This window comes from Ralstonia sp. 22111 (assembly GCF_052045895.1).
GTDB lineage: Bacteria > Pseudomonadota > Gammaproteobacteria > Burkholderiales > Burkholderiaceae > Ralstonia > Ralstonia wenshanensis.
Genome location: NZ_JBQEPR010000010.1, coordinates 140,661 through 162,270, shown reverse-complemented (window position 1 = coordinate 162,270; position 21,610 = coordinate 140,661). Strand labels below are relative to the sequence as shown.

Sequence of the window (21,610 nt, the reverse complement as noted above, 5' to 3'; positions counted from 1 at the left end):
TGTCGGCGGCTACGGGTGCGCTAACTTTGCCCGCATCCACCCACCCTTTCACTTCGAACCCGCCCACCCCCAAACCAGCTATTCCGGGGTGGGTTTTTGCAATCCGTCTGCCTATTCGCCGCTGCTCTGAAAACCTTGAATGGCCATGTGTTCCGGGATTGGCCCGGACAGCTTACTAAGGGTGAAACATGGCCGAGCAACTACGCAGTGCACTTGAAATCCTGCGCCGCAAGCAGGTCGAGGCTGCAACTGGGCTGTCGCGCAGCACCATTTATCAGCGCGTAAAGGAGAAGACGTTTCCTGCGCCTGTAGCACTTGGCCCTCGCGCCGTCGGTTGGCGTGCAGGTGACATCGATGCTTGGCTGGCCAATCCGGCTGACTACAAAGCGTAAGGAGCTGCTCATGAACGGCTCCATTCCGTTTGAACAGCAGTTCGCCGTCGCTATGGCCGAATACGGTCTGCAACCCGACGAGATTGTGGCTGATGGCAAGCTGCACCGCTTCGATGGGCCGGACGAAAAGCGCGGCAAGCGCTCTGCTTGGTACGTGTTGTACGGCGATGCCCTGCCGGCCGGATCGTTCGGTGACTGGCGGACAAATTTGTCCCAGACGTGGTGCGCTAAGCCGGAGCACGCCCTCACCGACGCCGAGCGCCAAACGCACTACCTGCGCATCGAACAGGTGAAGGCCGAAGCCGTTGCTGCGCGCGCTAAGGTAGCGCAGGAAGCCGCCGCCAAATGCTCGGATTTGTGGGATCGCGCCGACGCGGTGCAAGATGATCACGAGTACATCAAGCGTAAGGGCATCAAGCCGGTGGGTGCGAAGCAATTGGGCAAGGCGCTTCTGATCCCCTTGTGGGATACCACCGGCGCGCTGCATAGCCTGCAATTCATCCGACCGGACGGTTCGAAACAATTCAAGACTGGCGCCAAGGTCTCTGACTGCTACTGCATCCTGGGCGGCAAGCCGGGGCCGGATACACCGCAGCTGATCTGCGAGGGTTGGGCTACAGCATGCAGCCTGCACGAAACGACCGGCTACCCTGTGGCCGCCGCCATGAACGCGGGTAACCTGCTGGCGGTGGCGCACGCGCTGCGCGCCGAAATGCCCGATGTGCCCGTCATTGTCTGTGCTGACGACGACAGCAAGACGGAGGGCAATCCTGGCTTAACCAAGGCGCGGGTTGCTGCTGATTCAATCGGCGCGCTCCTGGCGGTGCCCAACTTCGGGCCGGAGCGCCCGGACGGTGCTACCGACTTCAACGACCTGCACATTGCCTACGGTGCCGATGCTGTGATGGCCTGCATCAAGGCCGCCCGTAACGGAAAAACCGACACCGTAGTGCAAAACTCCCCGACTGCGGGAACCACGTCCAATAGCACTGATCCTGTGTCGGCAGAAACTGACGAGCAAGCCATTGCCCGTATGGCAGCGCTTACATGGATTGAATACGATCGCGTGCGCAAGACCGAGGCCGAGCGCATGGGTGTACAAGTCGGCACGCTTGACCGAATGGTGAAAAACGCGCGCGGCGACGCGGCACGCGAAGCTGCCCCGTTCGAGGATGTGGAGCCATGGCCCGAGCCCGTAGACGGTGCGGCGCTGCTGTCCGAGATCGCAAGCACCATTCAGCGCTTCATCATCTGCGATCCGGAGACTGTCGCCGCGACAGCTTTGTGGTGTATGGCGGCCTGGCTGGTGGATCATGTCAACGTTTGCCCGATCCTGCTCATCAACGCGCCGGAAAAGGCATGTGGCAAGACGCAACTGTTGACTTTGGTCGGCAAGTTGGTGCCGCGCCCAGCCCAGGCGGCGGGCATCTCGCCCTCGGTGCTGTTCCGCATGATCGAGAAGTACAAGCCCACGCTCCTGGTGGACGAGATCGAGACCGTGCTGACCAGAGAAGCAGAAGACCTGCGCGGGCTGATGAACGCCGGCCACACCCGCGAATCCGCTTTCGTCTGGCGCGCCAATACCGCACCTGGCGCTGATTTCGCCCCCCAGCGTTTCTCTGTGTTCGGTTTCAAGGCGCTTGCTGGCATCAACGCCGACAAGCTGGCGGAGACCATCACGAGCCGCGCCGTGGTGGCGCAGATGCGTCGCAAGATGCCCCACGAAACCGCTGAGCGCCTGCGCTATGCCGAACCCGATCTATTCGACACGCTGCGCGCGAAGCTGGCGCGCTGGGCTGTCGACAACGCCGCTGCGATCCGTATTGCTCGCCCCGACTTGCCCAATGCCCTGGGCGACCGAGATCAGGACAACTGGGAGCCGTTGCTTGCCGTGGCCGACCTAGTCGGCTGCACATGGCCTACCGATGCACGGAGCGCGGCCATCAAGCTGTGCAAGGGGGAGGCAGCGCAAAGCACTGGGGCAGAGCTACTGGCGGACATTAAAGCGGTGTTCGACCGCAAAGGGTTACAGCGCATTTCCATGGCTGGCCTGCTGGCAGCGCTCTGCGAAGACGATGAGGCGCCCTGGAAGACCTGGAATCGCGGCAAGGAGATGACCCTCAGGCAGCTGGGCAAAAAACTGCGCGAGTATGGCATCGAGAGCCTGTCGGTGAAGATCGCCTACGAGACATCCAAGGGTTACAAGGTGGAGCAATTTGCGGACGCGTTCGCTCGGTATTTGTCCCAATCGACCGCTACCCTCGTTCCGTTGGTTACTCAGTTACAACCCAACGCCAGCGCGGGTTCGCAGGTAACCGATGCTCGGTTACGTAACCAAGAAGAGAAGCCTTTAGTTACCCAAAAACCGAATAATCATGCGGGTGGAAACCTGGTAACCGAAAAAAATGCGGTGGCCGAAGAGCAAAAAAGTTTGCTGCCTGCGGATGAGTCGGAGGGCGAGCTATGAATGCTGCTGCACAGATTTTGAGCAGGGCCAGGGCGGCGAATATCTCCTTGTGGGTGGAGGGCGAGCGCCTACGCTTCAAGGGGCCGAAGGATGCGGTAGAGGAACTGAAACCCGAGCTTGCCGCCAACAAACCGGAGATCGTGGCCCACCTGCGCCGAGCCACGAGTGACGCCGTCGACCTGTCGCGGTACCCTGTGGCGGATGGGCCGTATACCCCCTACGTGGTGCCTCTGTCGCCCGAGCGCGTGGCAGGGTTGCTGGCTGACCTGCGGGCGACCATTGGCGAGCTGGCCGACCGTGAGGGGTGGACGGGCGACCAACGGGCGCACATGCTGGGCTTGGTTGCCCGACAGCCCGCTTCGACGTTGGCCGATGACTTGGCGTACTTCCTGCACCGGCGCGAGCTAGTGCGTGCGGCAGAGCTTGCGGCTCAGGCGGTCGGTGGTGTGCGTCTTGCCTCGGGCTGAACGTACCAGTCGGCGTCGCGAAAATCGGGCAACTGGTGCTTATAACAGGGCTTGATCTGTCACCGGTCGCCTCTTATCCACTGGACCAGCCGGCGCTACGTCAACCAACCGGCAGCTTCCGTAGTCAAGGGTCACCACGCTTCCTTGGGCACCGCCATTTTTTTTTTGGCAAATCGCCGGTGCCGCGTGAATTTCACAAGGTCGCTTCAAGTTCTAACGCCACCGCTGCTGAAACGCGTGGTCTGCGAATCCATCTTGTGCGCCCACGACGCGCGCCGTGTTCGCGTGGTCCCAGGTATGTCCAATGTTGCCAACGTATAGTCGGCGGCGAGAATCTTAGCGCCTCGTAACGCACCCCCTTAAAATAGTCAAAAGTCCCAATGGCCCAAGGACATGACAACAAACGAAGCGTTTTGCCGCCTAAGCATTTGCAGAAGAAATTCGAGAAGCAGTGCCTGGCGCTTGCCGACGTGGCGGCTCAACAGCGTCGGGCGTTAGAAAAAGCCGAGGCCGCATTTTTCGCACTGATGGCGCAATGCTTCCCCACGTGACCCAACTCAGTCCTGAGGATGAGGGCTCTGCCCACACCTGACGAGAACCACTCATGAACGCGACGTTCTACGCCGGAATTGCCGGCTTGCACTTGCCGCCCGGCACGGATGAGACCGACCTCGGGCAAGGTCTAGTCCTGCGTCGCACGTATGCGCACCTGATGAGTTCGTACACGTTGGCGTTCAACCCGCCGGAGGCACCGGGCAAGCATCACCCGGCACCCTGGAAGGCGACGGCCCGTCAAGACGCATTCGATGTCCACGCGGAATTGATCATTCCGAGCCACTACAAGCCGCCTGGTGACATGAGGCCCTATGACGTCGCGCGCACGATCGTGAGCGTGCTGCGGCTCTGCGTCGATCCGACTATCCGCTTCCTCGTGCAGTCGACACACTCCCTCTCCGAGGTCGCGTTAATGCCGGATCAGGACATCCAGCTCACGCCGGTCGAATCCACGAAGCAATACATCGAACTGGCACTTGTGAACTCGGACAACGACGCGGCGCACCTCGAATGGGTGCGCAAGCATTGGTCGAATGCGGTCGCCCTGATGGCGAACCACGCGGATTTTCGTCTCGCGATGGAGGCGTTCGAATTGTCCACCTTTGTCCCGCACCACTCGCTGACGCTGGTGTCGTTGTGGGGCGCGCTCGAAGCGTTGTTTTCGCCCTCCACCTCGGAACTGCGCTTCCGCGTGTCGGCGCTCATCGCGTCATACCTCTACCCGCCCGGTGAAGCGCGGCTGGACCTCCAGCGCGAGATTTTCGACCTGTACGACAAGCGCTCTGCCGCCGCGCACGGGAAACCGAAGCACAACACCGCGCACCTCGTTCAGACGTTCAACATACTGCAACGGGTGCTCGTGCGGATGATCGAGGAGAAAGAGGTCCCCAGCAAGACTGCGCTCAATAACATGCTGCTCGGCGCACCGTAGCAGACCTGCGTAAGCGCCGCGCTTTACCACTCTTTCCAGAGTTTGACTGCAGCCTGCACGAAGGCGTCGCAATTCATCTGCGTCCAGCACGTATGGTAGCCATCGCGCAGCAGGTAATATTGCTGATTAGCACACACGAGATCGGTCTTCGGTGCCTCCTGCCGATACCAGTTCAGGATATTGACCACGCAGTTTTGGTAGCTCGACGTTAGCTTCTCGGTTGGCACGTTGTACAGCAGTCCTTCGATGTAGTACGAAGGCGCGACGCCGGCCTTGATCAAGCCATCGTCAATCATTCGGTTTCGCATGTTCTTGAACACACGTACTATCGGCTTGAAACGCTGCGAAGTGTTCTGATGTTTCGTCGTCAGATTGGCAGAGTGCTGTTTCGGATAGTTCGCAATCTTTTCGCCCTTACCGTTCCATAAGCAAATCCCTTCGACGTACTCAGAGTCATCCGATGAACGGAACTTGAGGTAGCGGCGGAACTGGATAGCCGCAATCACGTCGGCCTTTCGGCGTGAACCATTTGCATCGATTGCAATGGCTTTGTCGCCAGCCGTGACCGCATCTCCATACTGCTGCGAGAGCACCGACAAGACATCCCGCTTGAAGTCGACGTGCGTGTAAGTCGCGTCGTGAAACGTGGATTTATACGCTGCCTTTTCCTCGTCGGTTAGGTTTGTCAGGTCGCTCTGAAAGCAGTCGTCAAGCCGGATGACGACATCCACATCGCTCTCAGCATAGATGTTCGTGGCGTTGCCGTACGAACCTTGGAGGAACACCTTGAAGTTCTTACCAGCGTAAGGTGTGGTGTCGGCTTCCAGTACGTTCTTGATCGTGTTGTAGGTGTTGCTGGACTGGGTGATTGAACCATGGTGCGACCATGTTTCGAGCTGCGATTCTGGTATTGGCATCTCTTCCCCCTACTACATCAAATACTCGCGAAGCTGCTTCTCCCGCGAGGCAAATGACTCCCGACCGCGTTGGAAAAGAATACCCAGCTTCTTGAGGTCGTGCTCCAGCAAGTCGGTCGCCATCTCTGGCGCGACGTAGGAGTCGCTGATCCGAATGGTAGGCACGTCGTGGAACAGAATCTGGCGTAGCTGATCCATAGACTGCGTGTTGATCTCCAGGGTCTTCTGCAGCAACTGGACACTGACGAGGTACTTCTTCGCTAGCCGCATTAGCAGCCCCGGCTTCGGGTCCGGGTAGGTGCCTACTCCGACGCTCACCAGCCGGATGTCCTTGTGCCCGCACTTGAGCGCCTGCACAGCATCTGCGATTGCGTACAGCGTCGGGTTATTCGCGCAGTAGCCGCCGTCGATCAGCTCAATGTCTTCGCCCATGGCGGTTCTGACGGTCGTGCGCTCGAAGAAAGGATAGGCCGAGCATGACGCCTTGACGGCTTCTGCGAAGCTTACGCCGAAGCCGGCATTGAATGAACCGACCCGGCCGTGCGCCTGCGCAACGCTGCCCTTGAAGATCATCGGACGCTCAGTGAGCCACCTGGCGGTGACGACTCCGATCCCGGTCTTCACATCGCCGAAGTTCGCGTCGCCGAAAACCTCGCTTGCGAGCTTCTTCAACGCCGCTGATCTGGCGGGAGCCGTCCTCTGCGACATCACGGCAGGTACGTGTTGGCGGTACAGATCTAGGATGGCGTCGACGCTGTGGCCGAGCGCAATCAGTGAAGCGATAATGGCGCCCGTGCTCGTGCCGAAAACCAAGTCGAATTTCTCGTGTAGTGGGCATCTAATCATGGCCTCGACTTCCTTGAGCACCCCCAAGGTGTAGAAGCCCTTGGCCCCACCGCCATCTAGGGTTAGCACGCGCAGTATGGGCTCTGAATCGGCGTCGTCATTTCTCTCTGTCATTTCCGGATGCCCTTTCTTTGACTAACTGGTGTTGGTCCAGCGTGCTTGCGAGCTGCGAAAATCGCATCGTATCCGACACACTGCCTAATATGCGGCAACCCCGTCCACTGACATCTGCGTCTGGCCGCGCGCTGCTACCGGATTCCCATCATTTCGAGCCCGCATCGGGTCAACAGCGGAAACTCCGGTGACGTCACAATCGAGTGACGTGCGCCCTGCGTTCGCCGTGGGTCGACATAGAGGGGGGTAGGGGGCGCCCAATCCCTGGGGCCTGGGCGACGAAGACCGCGCGTTAGCGCAGATTTTTATCGCCGCGAAATTGATAATGGGATTCTGAGTGCCCAAGCGCAACAAGGAGGAAAGAACAGTGATGCTAATTGTTCGATTTGTCGTCGCGGTCGCGTTTGTGTTGGCGGTGGTCGGTTGTGATCAAGCTGACGATATTCATTTTGCACCGGTCGTCACTGTTCAAGCTGATGTGAAGGACGATGATGGCCATTGGCATCGTATGTCGCTAACACCGAAGCAAACATCGTTGCTGTCGAGTTGGTTGGAAAACCATCGCGAAGGCTGGCGAGCCCTGATGGAGACGCCGCCGCTTGCGACCTTTAGCTTCAGCGTCGAAACCACTGACCGACATAGGTATATGTTTCAGGTGTTTGTTCGGCCGCAAGGTGACGGGGTAGCCTATGTCTGGGATGGAGAGAAAGTGCCGCTTGAGCATAGGCTTTCCGTGGACGACGTGCGGATATTGCGCGAAGGAGCTGGGGTGGCTGCGCCATAACTCCGGGCGGCTTGCTAAAGCGTCGCCCTGCTGGGGGCATTTTTGGGGGCACATTGACGTGTCGAAACCTGAGAGTGGCGACAGCAAGCGCCACCGCAGCAGTTATTCGGTAGCCCTTCGGTCACCAACTTCCCCCCCGCACAGCTGCAGCATCAACGCCAAAGAAAAAGCCCGCGAGCCAAACAGCATCGCGGGCTTTTCCTCATCTAGGCCACCATCAGCAGCCCCTCACCTCACTCCCCAGCCACCTCCTCCACCTTCTTCCGCGGCCCCCGGCTAAACCGCGCCGACAACGTCCGTCGCGCCGAATCCAACCCTTCGCCCTTACCCGCAACCTTCAGGTACGTGTAACCCTCCAGCGCGGCCGTCATCAGATCACTGCCCATCGCCAGTTGCGAATCCTGCATCCGTTCCAGCAACTTCTCCACGCGGGCGAGGCGAGGGCGCAGGGTGTCGAAGCCCACCAGGTCACGTCGCATTTCCTGCAGGTTGAAATTGGCAGGAAGCACGCTGGGGTTGTTGCTCAGCAGTTCCACGGCCTGGCGGCAGAACGCTTCGGATTTGTCGCCCATCTTCATGAGCGTGCTGCGCTGCTCGACTGACAGGCCAATCAGGCCGACGAGCTTCTCTTCCAGTGTCTTCAGCGCACCGTCAATGGCGGTCAGGTCGGTGGCGCTGGGTTGAAACGAGATCAAGTTCTGGGACATTGCGTTCCTTCTAAAGCGGATATCAACGTCATGCCGATTGGCACAACCCGGTGAGGGTGGCTACGGCTGCGGCGTACCGCAATGCTGTACACAACATTTGACCGAAACCGCTCGCACATGGGGCGGGCACGCCCACTCACGCCGCTCGAGTGTTGGAGCGTGAAGCGCGAGCCTCGGACACTCGAATTCGACTCTCTGAGACTGGCACTCGACCCTCAGACAGTGGAACGTGACCCTCAGACAGTGAAGTTCGAGTGTTTGAGGCTCAAACGCGACCCTCAGAGGGTCGAATTCGACGCTTTGACACTGACGCCCGGCCCTCAAACAGTGAAACGCCAGTGTTTGACGCTCGCGTTCGACTCTCTCAGGGTGAAGCGCCACTGTTTGTGGCTGGAGCGAGACCTTCCGACCGTCGCTGCCGGCGAATCAAGAATCCAACTTTTGGCGCTGGCCGCGTCGCTATAATTCACGCGCTGCCGCACCAACGGCAGTCGGGTCTGGCGATTCGACATACTCACAACGAGCGTCCGCTTGGCGGATACGCTCGCGCACACTCGTGCATGCCTCCTATGGCGGGCCGGGTGGGGAGACCTTCGGGTCTGCCGGTTGCCGTGAGTACCGGTTCGCCAGCCCCGCCGTCAGGCCCGCCACCTTCGTCTGGCGACGAGAAGGCGGACCTCCCGTCAATACTCACGGAGGCTCCTATGCCTATTGCAGACGAGACGCGACCAGCGTCGTACCCTTCTCCACCCGCACCACTCAGTCCAGCGCCCACGTCATCCGACACAGGCAGGCTCACCAAAAACCGCACCTACCTGAACGGCGCCATCGCAGCACAGGCGTATCTCAAGCGCACACGCACCGCTATGTGTAGCCACGGCCAATGCCGGCCGGGCATGCTGCGCGCAGAGCTTCAACACCTCTCTGCGCACGCCTTCCCGCCGGATTTCATCAAAGGCTTTGTGGATGCGATTGATGCGTACGTTTCGATGTCGCTCTGTGGGCGCGACGTCGATCCGCAGACGTGGGATGTGTTAGCCGCCATAGAGCGGCGGGGCTACAGCCAATAACAACAGATTGATGCATTCCCGTGACGGGCGGGAATGCCACAGTGGTTAGGGCAGGGGAGAGGGAGCGTGCTGCGTCAGCTGAAGATCACAGCGCGCGACGCGCCAAGCGAAGAGACCGGCACGTAACGCGCACCCCATCAGCGTTGGAAGTTCTCCGTCAATTCCCTCAACACTTGGACGAAGGCCTTGGTCGCCGCCGTCCGATACGCATCCTTGCGTTGCAGCAGCACGGCCGTGCGGGCCGGCAGCGGCGGGTCGAGCAGCACGGGGTGCAGCTCGGTATGCTCGCGCGCGACGCCGTCGGGCAGTACGGTTGCGAGCTGCCCACGCCGAACGATCTCAACGATCGCACTGATCGAACTGACCTCGATGGCGACCTGAGGGCGAATCTGGTTCCGCGAGCAGTATTCGTCGATGTAACGCCGCGTCGCGAACGCCTTGTTCAGCAGCACCAGCCGTTCGTTGGCGAAGTCCTGCGCTGACAGCGGCTTGCGGCGCTTTGCGCGCGCGTGGCCGCCGCCGACCACGAGGCTCAGCGTCTCGCGAAACAACGGCTCGCTGTCGATTTCCGCGCTGTGAGAGGACTCGAACGCGATGCCGGCGTCGAGCCTGTCATCGGCGAGCTGCGCTTCGATCTGATCTTGCGTGATTTCCTGAATGTCGATCGCGATGCCGGGATGCTGGCTATAGAAACGATCGATCGCGGGGCCGACGAGATACGCCGTGAAGGTCGGCGTCACGGCAAGGCGCAGATTGCCGCGGCTCAGTTCACCGACGTCATGTATTGCTCGCACGCCCGCATCCAGATCCTGCAGCGCGAGCTTCGCATAGCGCATCCACGCCGCACCGGCATCCGTGAGTTGCACGTTCCGCCCTGAACGGTCTAGCAACTGAGTGCGCAGCGCGTCTTCCAGTTGCCGTATCTGCTGCGACAACGTGGGCTGCGAAACATGCAGCGCCTCGGCGGCGCGCGTGAAATTGCGGTGTTCCGCGACGGCCAGGAAGTAACGGATATGACGCAACAGCATGGCGAACTCCCTCGTCCTCTAACTATTGGTATTGCCTATGGTGAGCATCATAAACGCGTCTTGGACACTATGACGGGGCGGGCCCATTCTCTGTTCAACGCATCGCACTGACCGACGTTGCGAACGCCAGATTGAACGGAGCAGACCATGCAAGAGATCATCGAAGGTTTTCTGAAGTTTCAACGGGACGTCGTGCCCGCACGCAAGGCGTTGTTCCGCAAGCTGGCCACCAGCCAGACGCCGCGCACACTGTTCATTTCTTGCTCCGATAGCCGCATGGTTCCTGAACTGGTCACGCAGCGCGAACCGGGCGATCTGTTCGTGATTCGCAATGCCGGCAACATCGTGCCTTCGTTCGGTCCCGAGCCTGGCGGCGTGTCGGCTACGGTCGAATATGCAGTGGCCGCGCTTGGCGTGACGGACGTCGTGATATGCGGCCACTCGGACTGCGGCGCGATGACGGCCATCGCGACGTGCAAGTGCCTGGACCATATGCCCGCCGTCGCGAACTGGCTGCGCTACGCGGACTCGGCAAAGCTGGTCAACGAGTCGCGTGAACATGCAAGCGAGCGCGCTCGCGTCGACTCGATGGTGCGCGAGAACATCATCGTGCAACTCAACAACCTCAAGACCCATCCCTGCGTTGCACTGGCGCTCGCGCAGGGCCGCCTCAATCTGCACGGTTGGGTCTACGACATCGAATCCGGTTCGATCGACGCGCTCGACGCCGCGACTCGCCGGTTCGTGCCGCTCGCGGCGCATCCCGATGTCACCGCAACACCCGCCGAGTGCGTGGCTGCGCACTGATTTCCAGCGCGTTATTCCGACTGCAGATCTCACCACGTTGTCTTATTCAAGGAGCAACATCATGACCCAATCGCAAGTCACGCCGAACGCGCGCGAAGCGTTGACGGAAGCCATCATCGACGCGAAGGTGCGCAAGAACCTCACGTTTGAAGCCATCAACGAAGGCACGGGCTTGAGCGTTGCGTACACGACAGCCGCGCTGCTCGGTCAGCACGCGCTGCCGGAGAACGCGGCGAAGCTGGTCGGCGAGCGCCTTGGACTCGATGCCGACGCCGTGCGCTTGCTGCAAACCATTCCCATGCGCGGCAGCATTCCGGGCGGCGTGCCCACCGATCCCACCATCTACCGCTTCTACGAAATGGTGCAGGTGTACGGCTCGACATTAAAGGCGCTCGTGCACGAAAAATTTGGCGACGGCATCATCAGCGCAATCAACTTCAAGCTCGATATCCAGAAGGTGCCGGACCCGGAAGGCGGCGAGCGTGCCGTCATCACGCTCAACGGCAAGTACCTGCCGACCAAGCCATTCTGAGTTCATCGCGTTGCGGGTCGGGCGATCCGCAACGCACGAAGTGCAATGCAACCCAATCGCTAATCTGAAAAAGGAGAGCCGTCATGTCGACTCAACAGCCAGCAGTTCGTCCGCCGCTTCCGCCGTTCACGCTGGAATCGGCCAAGGAAAAGGTCCGTCTTGCAGAAGACGGCTGGAATTCGCGCGATGCCGCCAAGGTCGCGCTCGCCTATTCGCTCGATACGAAATGGCGCAATCGCGCAGAGTTTGCGAACAATCGGGCGGAAGCGCAGGCGTTTCTCGATCGCAAATGGAAGAAGGAGCACGAGTACCGTCTGATCAAGGAACTGTGGGCATTCGGCGGAAATCGCATTGCCGTCCGCTACGCCTACGAATGGCACGACGACTCGGGCAACTGGTTCCGTTCCTATGGCAACGAGAACTGGGAGTTCGGCGAAGACGGCCTGATGCAGCGCCGCTATGCGTGCATTAACGACATGCCGATCAAGGAATCCGAGCGCAAGTATCACTGGCCGCTGGGGCGTCGTCCGGACGATCATCCTGGCCTGAGCGATCTCGGCCTCTGAGACCTCGCGACACGCGCAGCGCACCCACGCTCAGGGCGTGGCGCTGCGGCGATCGGGTGGCGTTGGGTACGTTTCGATGTCGCTCGGGGCCGCGATGTCGATCCGCAGACGTGGGATGTGTTAGCCGCCATAGAGCGGCGAGGCTACAGCCAATAACAACAGATTGATGCATTCCCGTGACGGGCGGGAATGCTGAGGCATGAGGCGCAAAGCCGGAGTCAAGCGTTCGCTCGTGGACTTGATCGCTGCGGCAGCGGGCGGCCAAGCAGTATGCTGCGAGATCTCACTCAAAAGGAGAGCGGGCGGTGGCACGCGTATATGCTGTGGAAATTGAATTAGGTGATATTGAGTCGATTGCGCAGTTGCATGAGCGGCTAAGAGACCAACTGCAGTTTCCGGGCTGGTACGGGAAAAACTGGGATGCATTCTGGGATGCAATCGTGGCGCTTGTAGACATGCCGCACGTCCTTCGGCTGAAGAATTGGACTGCATTTGAGCAAAGGTTTCCTCGCGATGCGAAGCTGATGTCTGACTGCCTGAGCGACATGGCGAAGCAGTTCCCTTCGCTTGCTGCGCAGATTGAGCGTGGATGACCGATGAGGGCTACGAAGTGATTCCAGCATGGCAGCATTGCCGGGGAGTGATAAATGCCGCGAACGCTCGGGTTTTTCTTGACCGCAGTGCTCTGTGTTACAGCGCATGCGGAACAGGCTGACGAACCCGCCTGGCGAGCCAAACCGCAGGCATACGCCGCCGTCGATAACATCTTCGCGGCGCGGGAACCATTCAGTCGGGCACGTGTTGTCAACCAGGCATTGGTTGAAGCGACGTCCGACAAGGGCCTACGCTTCTGGTTTCGCATCTTTGGCCCTAACTATCGCATCTACTCTGAAGCGGGCGAGGCGAGACGAATCGCAGCGGGGGTGTACCTTTACACCGGCAACGGAGAAGCGACCTGCGACTTGCTGTTCCGGCTTCTGCCCAAGCGTTCTCTTCGTGTCGAAGGTCGACCAACGCCTGACGGCAGCCAAGGCGGTGCTCGGTTCTGCCCCACGGCAATCACTCTATCGTTCAAGCCTTAAATGACGGTAAGGAGACCCGTTTGCATATAGCCAATAACAACAGATTGACGCATTCCCGTGACGGGCGGGAATGCCGAGCAGATGGGGCGAGGTAAGGGTGACAGTTCTGCGGATGAACGACTCGCATTGCTGACCTGGCAACCCACAGCATCACAGCGCGCAATGTGACGTGCAGCGCCCCCAGAAATACCCGGGCCCACGATCCCGATATCGGAGTAGAGTGAGGTACGGATTCCAGCGGGGCCATCATCGGCCCCGGCACAAGAAAAATTTGCTTCGCCTCTGATCGACGCGTCGCCGACGTCCCACCTCGATCCAGCCACCCACGCTGCCTTTCCGAGCCGGTTTTCCGGCACGGCCCGCACTTCACCCGCCCCGGGGAATTCTCGTCTTGCCCTCAAAGCATCACGCTTAGTCGCTCCGGCCTGCCTGCATTTCCTATGGGAGATCCGCCATGGATACCTACCCGACATCCTTCTACAAAGGGTTCGCGATTTACCCCCTGATTTACCCCTTCAACCCGCCACGCGAGTGGCACGAGAAACGCCCCGACCGTGCGTACAGCGTCTCGGTCGTCATCTGCCGTGAAGGCGAGACGATGGACGATGAGCGTTCCCGCGTCTTTCGCCTCAGAGGCGAGCCATGGGACAACGTAGGCGCTGCAAAGCGCGCGGCCACGCATGGCGCCGAGGAAATCATCGATGGGCTCGTGCCTGGCCAGTCCATGGCGGGCGAGTAGCGGGTTCTGTGAGGCCCAACTCGGAACGTCTGCCCGGTGGCCTGTTCAGGCGCCATCATCCAATGAAGCAGCCCAGCAATGCTGGGCACCAGGAGCGCGCATGGTTCGAATGCAGTACTCGATCTGCCTAACGTATGAGATTCACGATCAGTCTGCAGACTTCATCTTCAACTTCCATGCAGCGCAGACTGCGCGGCAGACCATCGTTGCCGAATCGCTGCAACTGACCCCTGCAGTTCCGACCACGCTTCAGACTGAGCCGGGCTTGCTCAACCGTCATCTACGGGTGCAGGCACCGCGCGGCCATCTCGCTATCAACTATGTTGCTACCGTTGATATGCATCACTTGCTCACGTCGCCTCAGTCATTGTTTGAGGTGCGGGTGGCGGATTTGCCGCTGGACGTTATTCCCTTTCTGGCCCCCAGCCGATATTGCGAATCAGACCGCCTCATGGCGTTTGCGCGCCGGGAGTTTGGCGGATATCAGCGCGGGTACGCGCTTGTCCTTGCGATTCGGGATTGGGTCTGCCGGTACGTGGAATTCATTCCGCTTTCCACGAGCGAGCAGACCTCTGCGGTCAGCACATTGGTGGATCGGCATGGCGTATGCCGGGACTACGCCCACTTGATGATCGCGTTGTGTCGTGCGCTCAGCATTCCGGCCCGCTTCGCGACGAGCGTCAATTACGGAGCCGACCCTGCCCTCGGCCCGCCTGACTTCCACGCATTTGTGGAGGTGTACCTTGGCAATCGATGGAATCTGCTCGATCCATCAAACGGATCGATGCCCATGGGGCTCCTGCGGATTGGTACCGGCCGCGATGCCACTGAAGTCCCCGTCGCAATGATCTTTGGTGATGTCGAACCCGCGCGTCCCAGCGTCCAGGTGCACGCGCTCACAAGCGCAGAGCCGAAGGCCGATCTGCCAATGCCGACCGACCAAGCCATCTGCACTTGGTAAGCCGCCAGCGCGCTCACCATTCCTGCGTCGCTGGAGGGACGTCCTCAGGGCCAAGAATGACATCCACTGCGGCGCGCCCCGCCACCTCCCCCACCAAGTGCGCCCATCGCCGTGAAAACGGGCCGCCATGGGCCTTGATCCGTTTGCCGAGGGCTGCCACGCCCGCAGGCTCCATCGGCCCTTCGATCCGGAACCACACATCAAACATGTCCTCAGACGTCTGAGCAAGCTCCACATGAATCTGAAAGCCACGGTAGTCGGTGGTGCGTGTCATGTTGCCTCCGGTGTGCGTTATTTCTGTGCGCCAGTATTGCAGCATTGCCGCATTCAGCGCCAATGACCATGGAAGAATGCGCAATGCGCAATCACGTCATCTTCAACGTTATAGACACACGCAAGGAGCGATCCGGCAACCGAGATGCGCCTGGCGGGCATTGGACTTGGCGCGGGCGGCTACAGCCAATAACAAGAGATTGACGCAGTCCCGTGACGGGTGGGAATGCCTGCGTTAGGTCGGAGTGGCAGCTAGGCGTTGGCTGTTGAAGCTGTCTGCCGAGAGCGAATCGCAGCCACGAAAGCCGACAGAAATGCGCGCATTTCGGACTGCCGCTCAGGCACCTTCAGTAGGGTTTTGATTTCGTCTGGCATTTTTCCAATCAACGGGATGCGCAGAAATACGTCTTCGAGAAACTGATCGCTGACGGTGGACAGCACCAGCCGGAGCGATGTGAGCATGTCGTCGCCACGATGAGATGCATGTGCGAGCGCAATGGGTTTCCCGATGACTTCGAATCGCGAGACCATCCAATCGATGACGTTCTTGAGCCCTCCCGGAATCGCGCGAACGTATTCGGGGCTGGCAATAATGATTCCGTCGCATCCGGACACGAGCGCCAGGAATTCCAGCACTTCGGCGGGTGTCTGTTTCCCTTCCAGGTCAGGGGAAAAGACCGGCAAGGTGTCGAGGCGATGGAATACCGATAGCTCAACGCCCTCAGGGGCAACGTCTTTCAAGCCGAGCAGTAGCGCCGTGTTGACGGAATCGCGGCGGGCACTGCCGGAGATGGCTAGGAGCTTCATCTGGTTTTCCTTTAGAGGCATCCTGCCGCGCGCCGGGCTGTCTGGTTCGATACGCTCGAATCGTCCCGCCGCCCCACCGCCTTTTCAACCCGTCAGCCAAACTTGCGCGCTGCATCGCGCGCCAGGCCGGAACCGATCCCGCCGAACAGGTCGCCTTCGACGCGCCGCGCCGACGGCAGCACTTGCGCCAGTTGTTCGCGCAGCAACGGCACCCCGCTGGAGCCGCCGGCAAAGAGAATGGTATCGACCGCTTCCGCTGCCACGCCCGCCGTCTTCAGCATGGCCTGCACCGTCGAGACCGTCTTGCCGACCAGCTTCCCAATCGACTGGTCGAAATCCTCACGCGTGACGGGCTGCTTCAACTCGGGCGCGATGCGGTGCAGGTCGATCTCCGCCACCGGAGCGTCCGACAGCGCGATCTTGGCGGCTTCCACCTGGATGGCCAGCCAGTGGCCGGCGCGCTCGCGGATCAGGCGGATGAGGCGGTCGAGTTTTTCGGTGTCGGCGGCATCTCGGTAGTTGTCCATCACCACCGTCCACGCCTTGCGCGTGTACACGTGGTTGATGGTATGCCAGCTCGCCAGGTCGAAATACTGGCCAGACGGCATCGCCTTGCCGTTGCGCAGCGTGCTGTTCAGGCCCAGCAGCGGCATCACGCTGGCTAGGCTCAAGGCGCGGTCGAAGTCGGTGCCGCCGATGTGAACGCCGCCGTTGGCGAGGATGTCTTCGCGGCGGTCAAGGCGTTTCGCGCGGTCGGGCGACAGGCGCACCAGTGAGAAGTCCGACGTACCGCCGCCAATGTCGGCCACCAGCACAAGCTCTTCACCGCTGATGCCGGCCTCGTAGTCGAACGCGGCGGCGATGGGCTCGTACTGGAAGGCGATCTCGTCAAAGCCGGCGTCGCGCGCGATGTCCGCCAGCGTGTCTTCGGCGAGCTGATCGGCCTTGGGGTCTTCGTCGATGAAGAACACCGGGCGGCCCAGCACGGCGCGGCGGAATTCATGGCCGGCGGCGTGCTCGGCGCGCCGCTTGAGTTCGCCAATGAAATGCGCCAGCAGCTTGCGGAAGGGCATGGCCTGGCCCATGACCTCGGTGCTGTCGTCCATCATCGACGTGCCGAGCAGGCTCTTGAGCGAGCGCATCAGACGGCCCTCGTAGCCGGCAAGATAGTCGGTCAGCGCGGCCCGGCCGTAGCTGACCGTCGGGTCTTCGGCGTGAAAGAAGATGACGGAAGGCAGCGTGGCCTTGCCGTCTTCGAGCGGCAGCAGGGTGGGTGCGTCCGATCTCAGCCAGCCGACGGTGGAGTTGGACGTGCCGAAATCGACGCCGCAGGCGTTTGACATCATAGGATTGTGGCTTCTGGAGTGCAGCTGGAGGCATGCGCCTGCACGGGATATCAGGAGCGGGGGCCACCGGCGAAGGGGCGCTATTGTAGTGGCTTTGTGCGACGGGTCTGCGCACACCCATTCCCGCCGGCTTTCATCAAAGGCTTTGTGGATGCGATTGATGCGTACGTATCGATGTCGCTCGGGGGGCCGCGATGTCGATCCGCAAACGTGGGACGTGTTAGCCGCCATAGAGCGGCGGGGCTATAACCAATAACAGCAGCAAGACGGTTCCCCGAGACGGGCGGGGGATTTCAATGCAAGTCGCGTAGAGTGAGAATCCGGACAGAGATTTCTTTGCTTCAAGGCTTGGATTGCACTGACGTTCCGGTACGCCGGGCGTGTGTAATCGGTGGCCGCCCAAATAAGCTCCCTCCCTTCAAAAACTAGCGAGCCGATGCATGTTCATGAGAGCCCTCTCCGCGCGCAACTGGTGTGTATCGATCGCGTTGGCATTGGCGCTGCTTGGCGCCGGCATGGCCCAGGCCCAGGTTTCAAAATGGGTGGATGAGAAAGGCGTTGTGCACTATGGCGACGTTGTGCCCGATAAATACCGAGGCAACGCCAAAGCCATGACGCTAAGAAACGATGCGCCAAGCCCGGCGGAGCAACGAGAAGCGCTATTTCGCTTGCAGCAATCCACGGAATCCCCGCGGGCGAAGCGTTCCGTATCGGCCCCCGCCGCGCCTGCGGTCGTCGATGCCGCTGCACCCTCAACGGAAACCGATGGCCTCAGCTGCGCCGAGCAATGGAAGCTGTACCGCCAGGCGCAGGAATGCTTTGGCCCATATAAAAACGCGAATGGCTCGGTAAAAGTCGAGGCCCTTGCGCAGTGCCCTATAGTCAAGGAGCCGACAAATTGCACGGCGCGAAACGCTGAAGCCCGCCGATAGGACCACTCCTTAGAACTGGCTGTAAAGACTTTGCCGGCATTTCGTGGGCTGGGCGGTTTCCGAATCTCCATTTCCAATATGGGTAGGTCGTGACCACATTCATCGTTATCGCACTCCTTCTGGTTTCCCTACTATGGTCAGCGTCCCTTGGATGGGGCTTGCCTGCAACGTTCAGTGGCCGGAGCTGTCAGGGAAAGCGTTGGCGCAGAGCTTTCCCGTCCGCCTCAAAGTTGGAGATCCGCGAATTCCTACTCGTCTTTGTAGGCGCGTTTGCGCTACCTGATAGGCAGAAGCTGATGCTCAGCCCGGATGATGAGATTCTGGCTATATACCGAGCGCTATATCCTCGGCAATGGACTCCTGACGCCCTTGAGCTCGAAACCTTGGCTGAGGATGTTGAGGCGAGGTATGGGTTGGAGTTACGCCATATCTGGAACGAAAGGCTAAGCCTGGGTCAGCTGTTTGCGCTTAGCCGGCAGCATGCGTATGGAACGCCGATCAAGGTTTCTGTCATCGACTGAAATCAGATGCCGGCTGGCGCAAATGTCTTTGCGTCGCTTTGTTTTGGCCAGTATTCAAGTCTTTGGAGCGCGATCAGACTTCGCGCGGTACGCTCAAAACCGACGGCTGACGCCAGGAGGCTAGGCAATGAAGTGGTTGACTGTTTTCGCCCTTGCCCTGTGCTGCTGGGCCACCACATCGCACGCGCAAAGCGGTGATATTGCGGCGCATGTCGAAGTGCATGCGATTCCGTCGTTCACGCTGTCGGACACTCAGGTCTTGACCGGCAGCAAAGACGGAAAGCCTGTGATGGTGGGAGGCGTGCTACGCCTCGCCCAGGCGAGCGGGCGACAGCCGGCAGTGGTGCTCATTCACGGTTCCAGCGGCATTGGCCCCAACATCGAAATGTGGGAGCGCATATTCAATGCCATGGGCATCGCCACCTTTGCCATCGACGGCTTCACGGGGCGAGGCATCGTTTCGACAAGTCGTGACCAAAGCCAGCTGGGGCGGCTGAATCTCATCATCGACGCATATGGTGCGCTTTCCGTTCTGGCACATCATCCGAGAATCGATTCCAAAAGGATCGTGCTGATGGGCTTTTCGCGCGGCGGGCAGGCCACGCTGTATGCGGCGATGCGCCGGCTTCACCGGCTGTGGAATACCAGCGGTGCGCGCTTCCAGGCATACATTCCGTTTTATCCCGACTGCATGACGCGCTATCGGGACGAGACCGATGTAGATGCCCCCATCCGGGAGTTCCATGGCGCTGCCGACGATTACGACCCGCCCCAAAAATGCGAGGCATATGTGGAGCGCCTGCGCAAGGCCGGTAACGACGTTGCAATGACGGTGTACCCCGATGCGCCTCATGCATTCGATCTGCCGCTCGACATGCCACCCACCGTAGCCAAAGGCTCGCAAACGGTGCGCGCGTGCGAGATCGCCGAAGACGAGAAGGGGATATTGATCAACCTCGCCACCCACTCCGAGTTCACCTTCAAGGATGCATGCGTTCAACTGGGCCCGCATGTTGGAGCCAACGCCCAGGCACGCGAAGCGGCCATCCGTGACGTTCGCGCGTATCTGAGTACGCTCTTCTCACGGCAGTAGATTCGGGCATCTGCATCACCCTTTTTTCGCATCCAGCACGACAAGCCAACGTGGCACCTCGTTACCGAACGGCCCATGCGCTCAAGACGCCAGTGCAGCGCAGGTTGGTCCAACAAATCGGGGCCTGCGTGACCTGAAGCATTACGCCCGCGAGGATTCTGCAGCGTTGGCCAGTTTCGCCATTGCCTGCGTTGCTGAACGAAGCGCTTTATCGCCCATCTGCTCGGCAAGTTCTGCTCTGGCCGAACTCCACACCGGCAGCGCATCGGCCACGAGCCGACGCCCCGATGTCGTAAGGGTCAACTGCTTTCCAGCGCGGCCGCGTCCGCCGGTGGCATGGAGCAAATCCCGGCTTTCCAGATTCTGGACAGATCGGCTGAGGGTAGTGGGGTCGACCCCGGCCTTATCCGCCAGCTCGACCAGCGTCGTGCCCTCGGCCTCACCGATTCCAACCAAGAGACTGAACTGCTCCGCCGTGAGCCCGAGCGGCTTGAAACAGGCGTTGTAGTAACGCGTGAGCGCGCGCGCCGTTGCGCGTGCCTGGAAGCCTGGGCACTCCGCTGCAACGTTCTTCAAAGCCTCTGGATCAAAACCCTTCATGCCTACCTCGTTTGACAATCGTGACTGCCATCAATACTGTATATGCATTATTTAGGAGGCACAATGCCGGCATACGTACACGTCAATCTACGCATCCTCGACGCAGCCAAGCAGGCGGCGCTTGCTCCGCGCTTTCAAGCTGCACTGCAAGACGCGGGTGGGCGAATCCTGCATTTCGGCCCGGTCGCGCAAGTTCTGGAGGGCGATGAAGACCCGTTGCCGATGGCTGGCGTGTTCGAGTTCCCGACGCTGGCCCAAGCGCTGGCTTTCTACAATTCCGAGACCTATGCGCCGATCAAGGCGGATCGTCAGGAGGCCCAGCAAGCGCGGATGTTCGTTGTCGAAACGCTGTCGTGATCGGCCGCTTCCGGCCAGTCACGTACGTTGTCGGTACGCTCAAAAAATGCAGACCGCTACTGCGCCTGTAAAAACGTAGCAACGGCTTTCGCCTGGTCGTCTGTCAGCGTGTGAGCAACGGCGCTCATCACGGGAGCGTTGGCGCGCGTGCCGTTCTTGAACACCGCAATCTGCCGCAAGAGATAGGCGTCATGCTGGCCCGCCAGCCTCGGGAAGGTTCCGTTGCCCTGCGCTTGCGCCCCGTGGCACGACGCGCACGCCGGTACGCCTTCCGCAGGCAGGCCGTGCTCGAAAATCTCCTTGCCGCGCGCCATCAGTGCCGGGTCACCCGCAGGGCCGGCAGGTGCAGTCTGCCGTGCATAGTATTCGGCCAGAGACGCAATGGTTGCGTCGTCGAGCTGCGATGCAATACCCCACATAAAGGCCTGTGCGTCAGTCTCACCCCGGCCGCGGTTGCGAAAGCCTTTCAGCTGCCCTTCCAGGTACTGCGGCACCTGTGCGTCCAGGCGCGGAAACATCGGCGCTTCGCTCTTGCCGTGCACCCCATGGCACGAAGAACACAGCTGCGCGGCCAGCTTCTCGCCATCCTGCGCGCCCGCCATGTTTGATAAGCCGATCATCGCCAACGCTGCCAGCGCGGTCAGCCAGACTCGCCTGTGCTGATGGAATCCATTCATGGCGTTCTCCCCCCTCGCATCTTCGCGCGTGACCTACGG

At 60.4% G+C, this 21,610-nt stretch carries 26 protein-coding genes; 17 read left to right on the top strand and 9 right to left on the bottom strand.

Annotation, left to right across the window (positions count from 1 at the left end):
- Window positions 1-188: 188 nt before the first annotated feature.
- From ACTJK4_RS21870 to ACTJK4_RS21850, 5 genes are all read left to right on the top strand, one after another.
- Window positions 189-392 carry a helix-turn-helix transcriptional regulator gene (locus ACTJK4_RS21870; RefSeq protein ID WP_440818923.1) on the top strand — a complete coding sequence of 68 codons (204 nt, stop codon included), beginning with the start codon at window positions 189-191 and terminating at the stop codon, window positions 390-392.
- A gap of 10 nt (window positions 393-402) precedes the next feature.
- A complete protein-coding gene (locus ACTJK4_RS21865) occupies window positions 403-2,859 on the top strand; it encodes a DUF3631 domain-containing protein (protein WP_440818922.1) in 2,457 nt (818 codons plus the stop codon).
- The gene (locus tag ACTJK4_RS21860; RefSeq protein ID WP_440818921.1) at window positions 2,856-3,326 is read left to right on the top strand and encodes a hypothetical protein; all 471 of its coding nucleotides are present in this window, start codon (window positions 2,856-2,858) and stop codon (window positions 3,324-3,326) included. Before ACTJK4_RS21865 ends, ACTJK4_RS21860 begins: the two co-directional genes overlap by 4 nt.
- Window positions 3,327-3,706: 380 nt before the next feature.
- Window positions 3,707-3,877: a hypothetical protein gene (locus ACTJK4_RS21855; RefSeq protein ID WP_440818920.1), complete on the top strand. Its 171-nt coding sequence runs from the start codon at window positions 3,707-3,709 to the stop codon at window positions 3,875-3,877.
- A 53-nt stretch (window positions 3,878-3,930) separates the two neighbouring features.
- Entirely contained in the window at window positions 3,931-4,812 is an 882-nt protein-coding gene (locus ACTJK4_RS21850) for a hypothetical protein (RefSeq protein WP_440818919.1), read from the top strand.
- Between the two features lie 23 nt (window positions 4,813-4,835).
- On the opposite strand, the gene ACTJK4_RS21845 is transcribed toward ACTJK4_RS21850, so the two are convergent.
- Both ACTJK4_RS21845 and ACTJK4_RS21840 read right to left on the bottom strand, forming a co-directional pair.
- Complete coding sequence (locus ACTJK4_RS21845; RefSeq protein WP_440818918.1) at window positions 4,836-5,729, bottom strand: nucleotidyltransferase domain-containing protein; 894 nt, start codon at window positions 5,727-5,729, stop codon at window positions 4,836-4,838.
- Between the two features lie 12 nt (window positions 5,730-5,741).
- On the bottom strand, window positions 5,742-6,689 hold the full coding sequence (locus ACTJK4_RS21840; RefSeq protein ID WP_440818917.1) for a patatin-like phospholipase family protein: 948 nt from the start codon (window positions 6,687-6,689) through the stop codon (window positions 5,742-5,744).
- A 337-nt stretch (window positions 6,690-7,026) separates the two neighbouring features.
- On the opposite strand from ACTJK4_RS21840, the gene ACTJK4_RS21835 reads away from it, so the two are divergent.
- The gene (locus tag ACTJK4_RS21835; protein ID WP_440818916.1) at window positions 7,027-7,473 is read left to right on the top strand and encodes a hypothetical protein; all 447 of its coding nucleotides are present in this window, start codon (window positions 7,027-7,029) and stop codon (window positions 7,471-7,473) included.
- Window positions 7,474-7,706: 233 nt separating this feature from the next.
- Here the strand turns inward: ACTJK4_RS21835 and ACTJK4_RS21830 are convergent, their stop codons facing one another.
- Window positions 7,707-8,180 (bottom strand): hypothetical protein, encoded by a 474-nt coding sequence (locus ACTJK4_RS21830; protein WP_252692353.1) that lies wholly within the window; start codon window positions 8,178-8,180, stop codon window positions 7,707-7,709.
- Window positions 8,181-8,884: 704 nt separating this feature from the next.
- Here ACTJK4_RS21830 and ACTJK4_RS21825 point away from each other — a divergent pair.
- Entirely contained in the window at window positions 8,885-9,250 is a 366-nt protein-coding gene (locus tag ACTJK4_RS21825) for a hypothetical protein (RefSeq protein ID WP_440818915.1), read from the top strand.
- Between the two features lie 137 nt (window positions 9,251-9,387).
- Here the strand turns inward: ACTJK4_RS21825 and cynR are convergent, their stop codons facing one another.
- The gene (cynR, locus tag ACTJK4_RS21820; RefSeq protein WP_252692355.1) at window positions 9,388-10,278 is read right to left on the bottom strand and encodes a transcriptional regulator CynR; all 891 of its coding nucleotides are present in this window, start codon (window positions 10,276-10,278) and stop codon (window positions 9,388-9,390) included.
- A 147-nt stretch (window positions 10,279-10,425) separates the two neighbouring features.
- Between cynR and ACTJK4_RS21815 the strand changes: the two genes are divergently transcribed.
- The 7 genes from ACTJK4_RS21815 to ACTJK4_RS21785 all read left to right on the top strand — a co-directional run bounded on the left by ACTJK4_RS21815 (window position 10,426) and on the right by ACTJK4_RS21785 (window position 14,965).
- Window positions 10,426-11,085 (top strand): carbonic anhydrase, encoded by a 660-nt coding sequence (locus tag ACTJK4_RS21815; RefSeq protein ID WP_232041330.1) that lies wholly within the window; start codon window positions 10,426-10,428, stop codon window positions 11,083-11,085.
- 61 nt (window positions 11,086-11,146) lie between these two features.
- Window positions 11,147-11,617: a cyanase gene (cynS, locus tag ACTJK4_RS21810; protein WP_440818914.1), complete on the top strand. Its 471-nt coding sequence runs from the start codon at window positions 11,147-11,149 to the stop codon at window positions 11,615-11,617.
- 83 nt (window positions 11,618-11,700) lie between these two features.
- Window positions 11,701-12,183 carry a nuclear transport factor 2 family protein gene (locus ACTJK4_RS21805; protein ID WP_232041328.1) on the top strand — a complete coding sequence of 161 codons (483 nt, stop codon included), beginning with the start codon at window positions 11,701-11,703 and terminating at the stop codon, window positions 12,181-12,183.
- Between the two features lie 305 nt (window positions 12,184-12,488).
- Complete coding sequence (locus ACTJK4_RS21800; protein WP_440818913.1) at window positions 12,489-12,776, top strand: barstar family protein; 288 nt, start codon at window positions 12,489-12,491, stop codon at window positions 12,774-12,776.
- Window positions 12,777-12,830: 54 nt separating this feature from the next.
- Window positions 12,831-13,265, top strand: a complete 435-nt coding sequence (locus ACTJK4_RS21795; RefSeq protein ID WP_440818912.1) for a hypothetical protein — start codon at window positions 12,831-12,833, stop codon at window positions 13,263-13,265.
- Window positions 13,266-13,719: 454 nt separating this feature from the next.
- Window positions 13,720-14,004: a hypothetical protein gene (locus ACTJK4_RS21790; RefSeq protein ID WP_147215574.1), complete on the top strand. Its 285-nt coding sequence runs from the start codon at window positions 13,720-13,722 to the stop codon at window positions 14,002-14,004.
- 100 nt (window positions 14,005-14,104) lie between these two features.
- Entirely contained in the window at window positions 14,105-14,965 is an 861-nt protein-coding gene (locus ACTJK4_RS21785; protein ID WP_440818911.1) for a transglutaminase-like domain-containing protein, read from the top strand.
- Window positions 14,966-14,978: 13 nt separating this feature from the next.
- Here the strand turns inward: ACTJK4_RS21785 and ACTJK4_RS21780 are convergent, their stop codons facing one another.
- The 3 genes from ACTJK4_RS21780 to ACTJK4_RS21770 form a co-directional block, all read right to left on the bottom strand.
- Window positions 14,979-15,239, bottom strand: coding sequence for a hypothetical protein (locus ACTJK4_RS21780; protein ID WP_316880944.1), 261 nt, complete (start codon window positions 15,237-15,239; stop codon window positions 14,979-14,981).
- 251 nt (window positions 15,240-15,490) lie between these two features.
- Complete coding sequence (locus ACTJK4_RS21775) at window positions 15,491-16,045, bottom strand: NADPH-dependent FMN reductase (protein WP_440818910.1); 555 nt, start codon at window positions 16,043-16,045, stop codon at window positions 15,491-15,493.
- A 92-nt stretch (window positions 16,046-16,137) separates the two neighbouring features.
- Complete coding sequence (locus tag ACTJK4_RS21770) at window positions 16,138-17,391, bottom strand: Hsp70 family protein (RefSeq protein ID WP_440818909.1); 1,254 nt, start codon at window positions 17,389-17,391, stop codon at window positions 16,138-16,140.
- A gap of 440 nt (window positions 17,392-17,831) precedes the next feature.
- Here ACTJK4_RS21770 and ACTJK4_RS21765 point away from each other — a divergent pair, with 440 nt between their 5' ends.
- On the top strand, window positions 17,832-18,323 hold the full coding sequence (locus tag ACTJK4_RS21765) for a DUF4124 domain-containing protein (RefSeq protein WP_440818908.1): 492 nt from the start codon (window positions 17,832-17,834) through the stop codon (window positions 18,321-18,323).
- Between the two features lie 648 nt (window positions 18,324-18,971).
- Window positions 18,972-19,937, top strand: a complete 966-nt coding sequence (locus ACTJK4_RS21760; RefSeq protein ID WP_440818907.1) for a dienelactone hydrolase family protein — start codon at window positions 18,972-18,974, stop codon at window positions 19,935-19,937.
- A gap of 141 nt (window positions 19,938-20,078) precedes the next feature.
- On the opposite strand, the gene ACTJK4_RS21755 is transcribed toward ACTJK4_RS21760, so the two are convergent.
- A complete protein-coding gene (locus ACTJK4_RS21755) occupies window positions 20,079-20,537 on the bottom strand; it encodes a MarR family winged helix-turn-helix transcriptional regulator (protein WP_440076368.1) in 459 nt (152 codons plus the stop codon).
- 63 nt (window positions 20,538-20,600) lie between these two features.
- Between ACTJK4_RS21755 and ACTJK4_RS21750 the strand changes: the two genes are divergently transcribed.
- The gene (locus tag ACTJK4_RS21750; protein WP_232041318.1) at window positions 20,601-20,894 is read left to right on the top strand and encodes a DUF1330 domain-containing protein; all 294 of its coding nucleotides are present in this window, start codon (window positions 20,601-20,603) and stop codon (window positions 20,892-20,894) included.
- Between the two features lie 56 nt (window positions 20,895-20,950).
- Here ACTJK4_RS21750 and ACTJK4_RS21745 read toward each other — a convergent pair whose 3' ends face one another.
- Window positions 20,951-21,571, bottom strand: a complete 621-nt coding sequence (locus tag ACTJK4_RS21745; protein ID WP_260803913.1) for a c-type cytochrome — start codon at window positions 21,569-21,571, stop codon at window positions 20,951-20,953.
- Window positions 21,572-21,610: the final 39 nt, after the last annotated feature.

Bases quoted from the DNA above. Each gene is read 5' to 3' on its own strand.
- ACTJK4_RS21870 (WP_440818923.1), top strand. From the start codon at position 189: ATGGCCGAGCAACTACGCAGTGCACTTGAAATCCTGCGCCGCAAGCAG.
- ACTJK4_RS21865 (WP_440818922.1), top strand. From the start codon at position 403: ATGAACGGCTCCATTCCGTTTGAACAGCAGTTCGCCGTCGCTATGGCC.
- ACTJK4_RS21860 (WP_440818921.1), top strand. From the start codon at position 2,856: ATGAATGCTGCTGCACAGATTTTGAGCAGGGCCAGGGCGGCGAATATC.
- ACTJK4_RS21855 (WP_440818920.1), top strand. From the start codon at position 3,707: ATGGCCCAAGGACATGACAACAAACGAAGCGTTTTGCCGCCTAAGCAT.
- ACTJK4_RS21850 (WP_440818919.1), top strand. From the start codon at position 3,931: ATGAACGCGACGTTCTACGCCGGAATTGCCGGCTTGCACTTGCCGCCC.
- ACTJK4_RS21845 (WP_440818918.1), bottom strand. From the start codon at position 5,729: ATGCCAATACCAGAATCGCAGCTCGAAACATGGTCGCACCATGGTTCA.
- ACTJK4_RS21840 (WP_440818917.1), bottom strand. From the start codon at position 6,689: ATGACAGAGAGAAATGACGACGCCGATTCAGAGCCCATACTGCGCGTG.
- ACTJK4_RS21830 (WP_252692353.1), bottom strand. From the start codon at position 8,180: ATGTCCCAGAACTTGATCTCGTTTCAACCCAGCGCCACCGACCTGACC.
- ACTJK4_RS21825 (WP_440818915.1), top strand. From the start codon at position 8,885: ATGCCTATTGCAGACGAGACGCGACCAGCGTCGTACCCTTCTCCACCC.
- cynR (WP_252692355.1), bottom strand. From the start codon at position 10,278: ATGCTGTTGCGTCATATCCGTTACTTCCTGGCCGTCGCGGAACACCGC.
- ACTJK4_RS21815 (WP_232041330.1), top strand. From the start codon at position 10,426: ATGCAAGAGATCATCGAAGGTTTTCTGAAGTTTCAACGGGACGTCGTG.
- cynS (WP_440818914.1), top strand. From the start codon at position 11,147: ATGACCCAATCGCAAGTCACGCCGAACGCGCGCGAAGCGTTGACGGAA.
- ACTJK4_RS21805 (WP_232041328.1), top strand. From the start codon at position 11,701: ATGTCGACTCAACAGCCAGCAGTTCGTCCGCCGCTTCCGCCGTTCACG.
- ACTJK4_RS21795 (WP_440818912.1), top strand. From the start codon at position 12,831: ATGCCGCGAACGCTCGGGTTTTTCTTGACCGCAGTGCTCTGTGTTACA.
- ACTJK4_RS21790 (WP_147215574.1), top strand. From the start codon at position 13,720: ATGGATACCTACCCGACATCCTTCTACAAAGGGTTCGCGATTTACCCC.
- ACTJK4_RS21785 (WP_440818911.1), top strand. From the start codon at position 14,105: ATGGTTCGAATGCAGTACTCGATCTGCCTAACGTATGAGATTCACGAT.
- ACTJK4_RS21780 (WP_316880944.1), bottom strand. From the start codon at position 15,239: ATGACACGCACCACCGACTACCGTGGCTTTCAGATTCATGTGGAGCTT.
- ACTJK4_RS21775 (WP_440818910.1), bottom strand. From the start codon at position 16,045: ATGAAGCTCCTAGCCATCTCCGGCAGTGCCCGCCGCGATTCCGTCAAC.
- ACTJK4_RS21770 (WP_440818909.1), bottom strand. From the start codon at position 17,391: ATGATGTCAAACGCCTGCGGCGTCGATTTCGGCACGTCCAACTCCACC.
- ACTJK4_RS21765 (WP_440818908.1), top strand. From the start codon at position 17,832: ATGTTCATGAGAGCCCTCTCCGCGCGCAACTGGTGTGTATCGATCGCG.
- ACTJK4_RS21760 (WP_440818907.1), top strand. From the start codon at position 18,972: ATGAAGTGGTTGACTGTTTTCGCCCTTGCCCTGTGCTGCTGGGCCACC.
- ACTJK4_RS21755 (WP_440076368.1), bottom strand. From the start codon at position 20,537: ATGAAGGGTTTTGATCCAGAGGCTTTGAAGAACGTTGCAGCGGAGTGC.
- ACTJK4_RS21750 (WP_232041318.1), top strand. From the start codon at position 20,601: ATGCCGGCATACGTACACGTCAATCTACGCATCCTCGACGCAGCCAAG.
- ACTJK4_RS21745 (WP_260803913.1), bottom strand. From the start codon at position 21,571: ATGAATGGATTCCATCAGCACAGGCGAGTCTGGCTGACCGCGCTGGCA.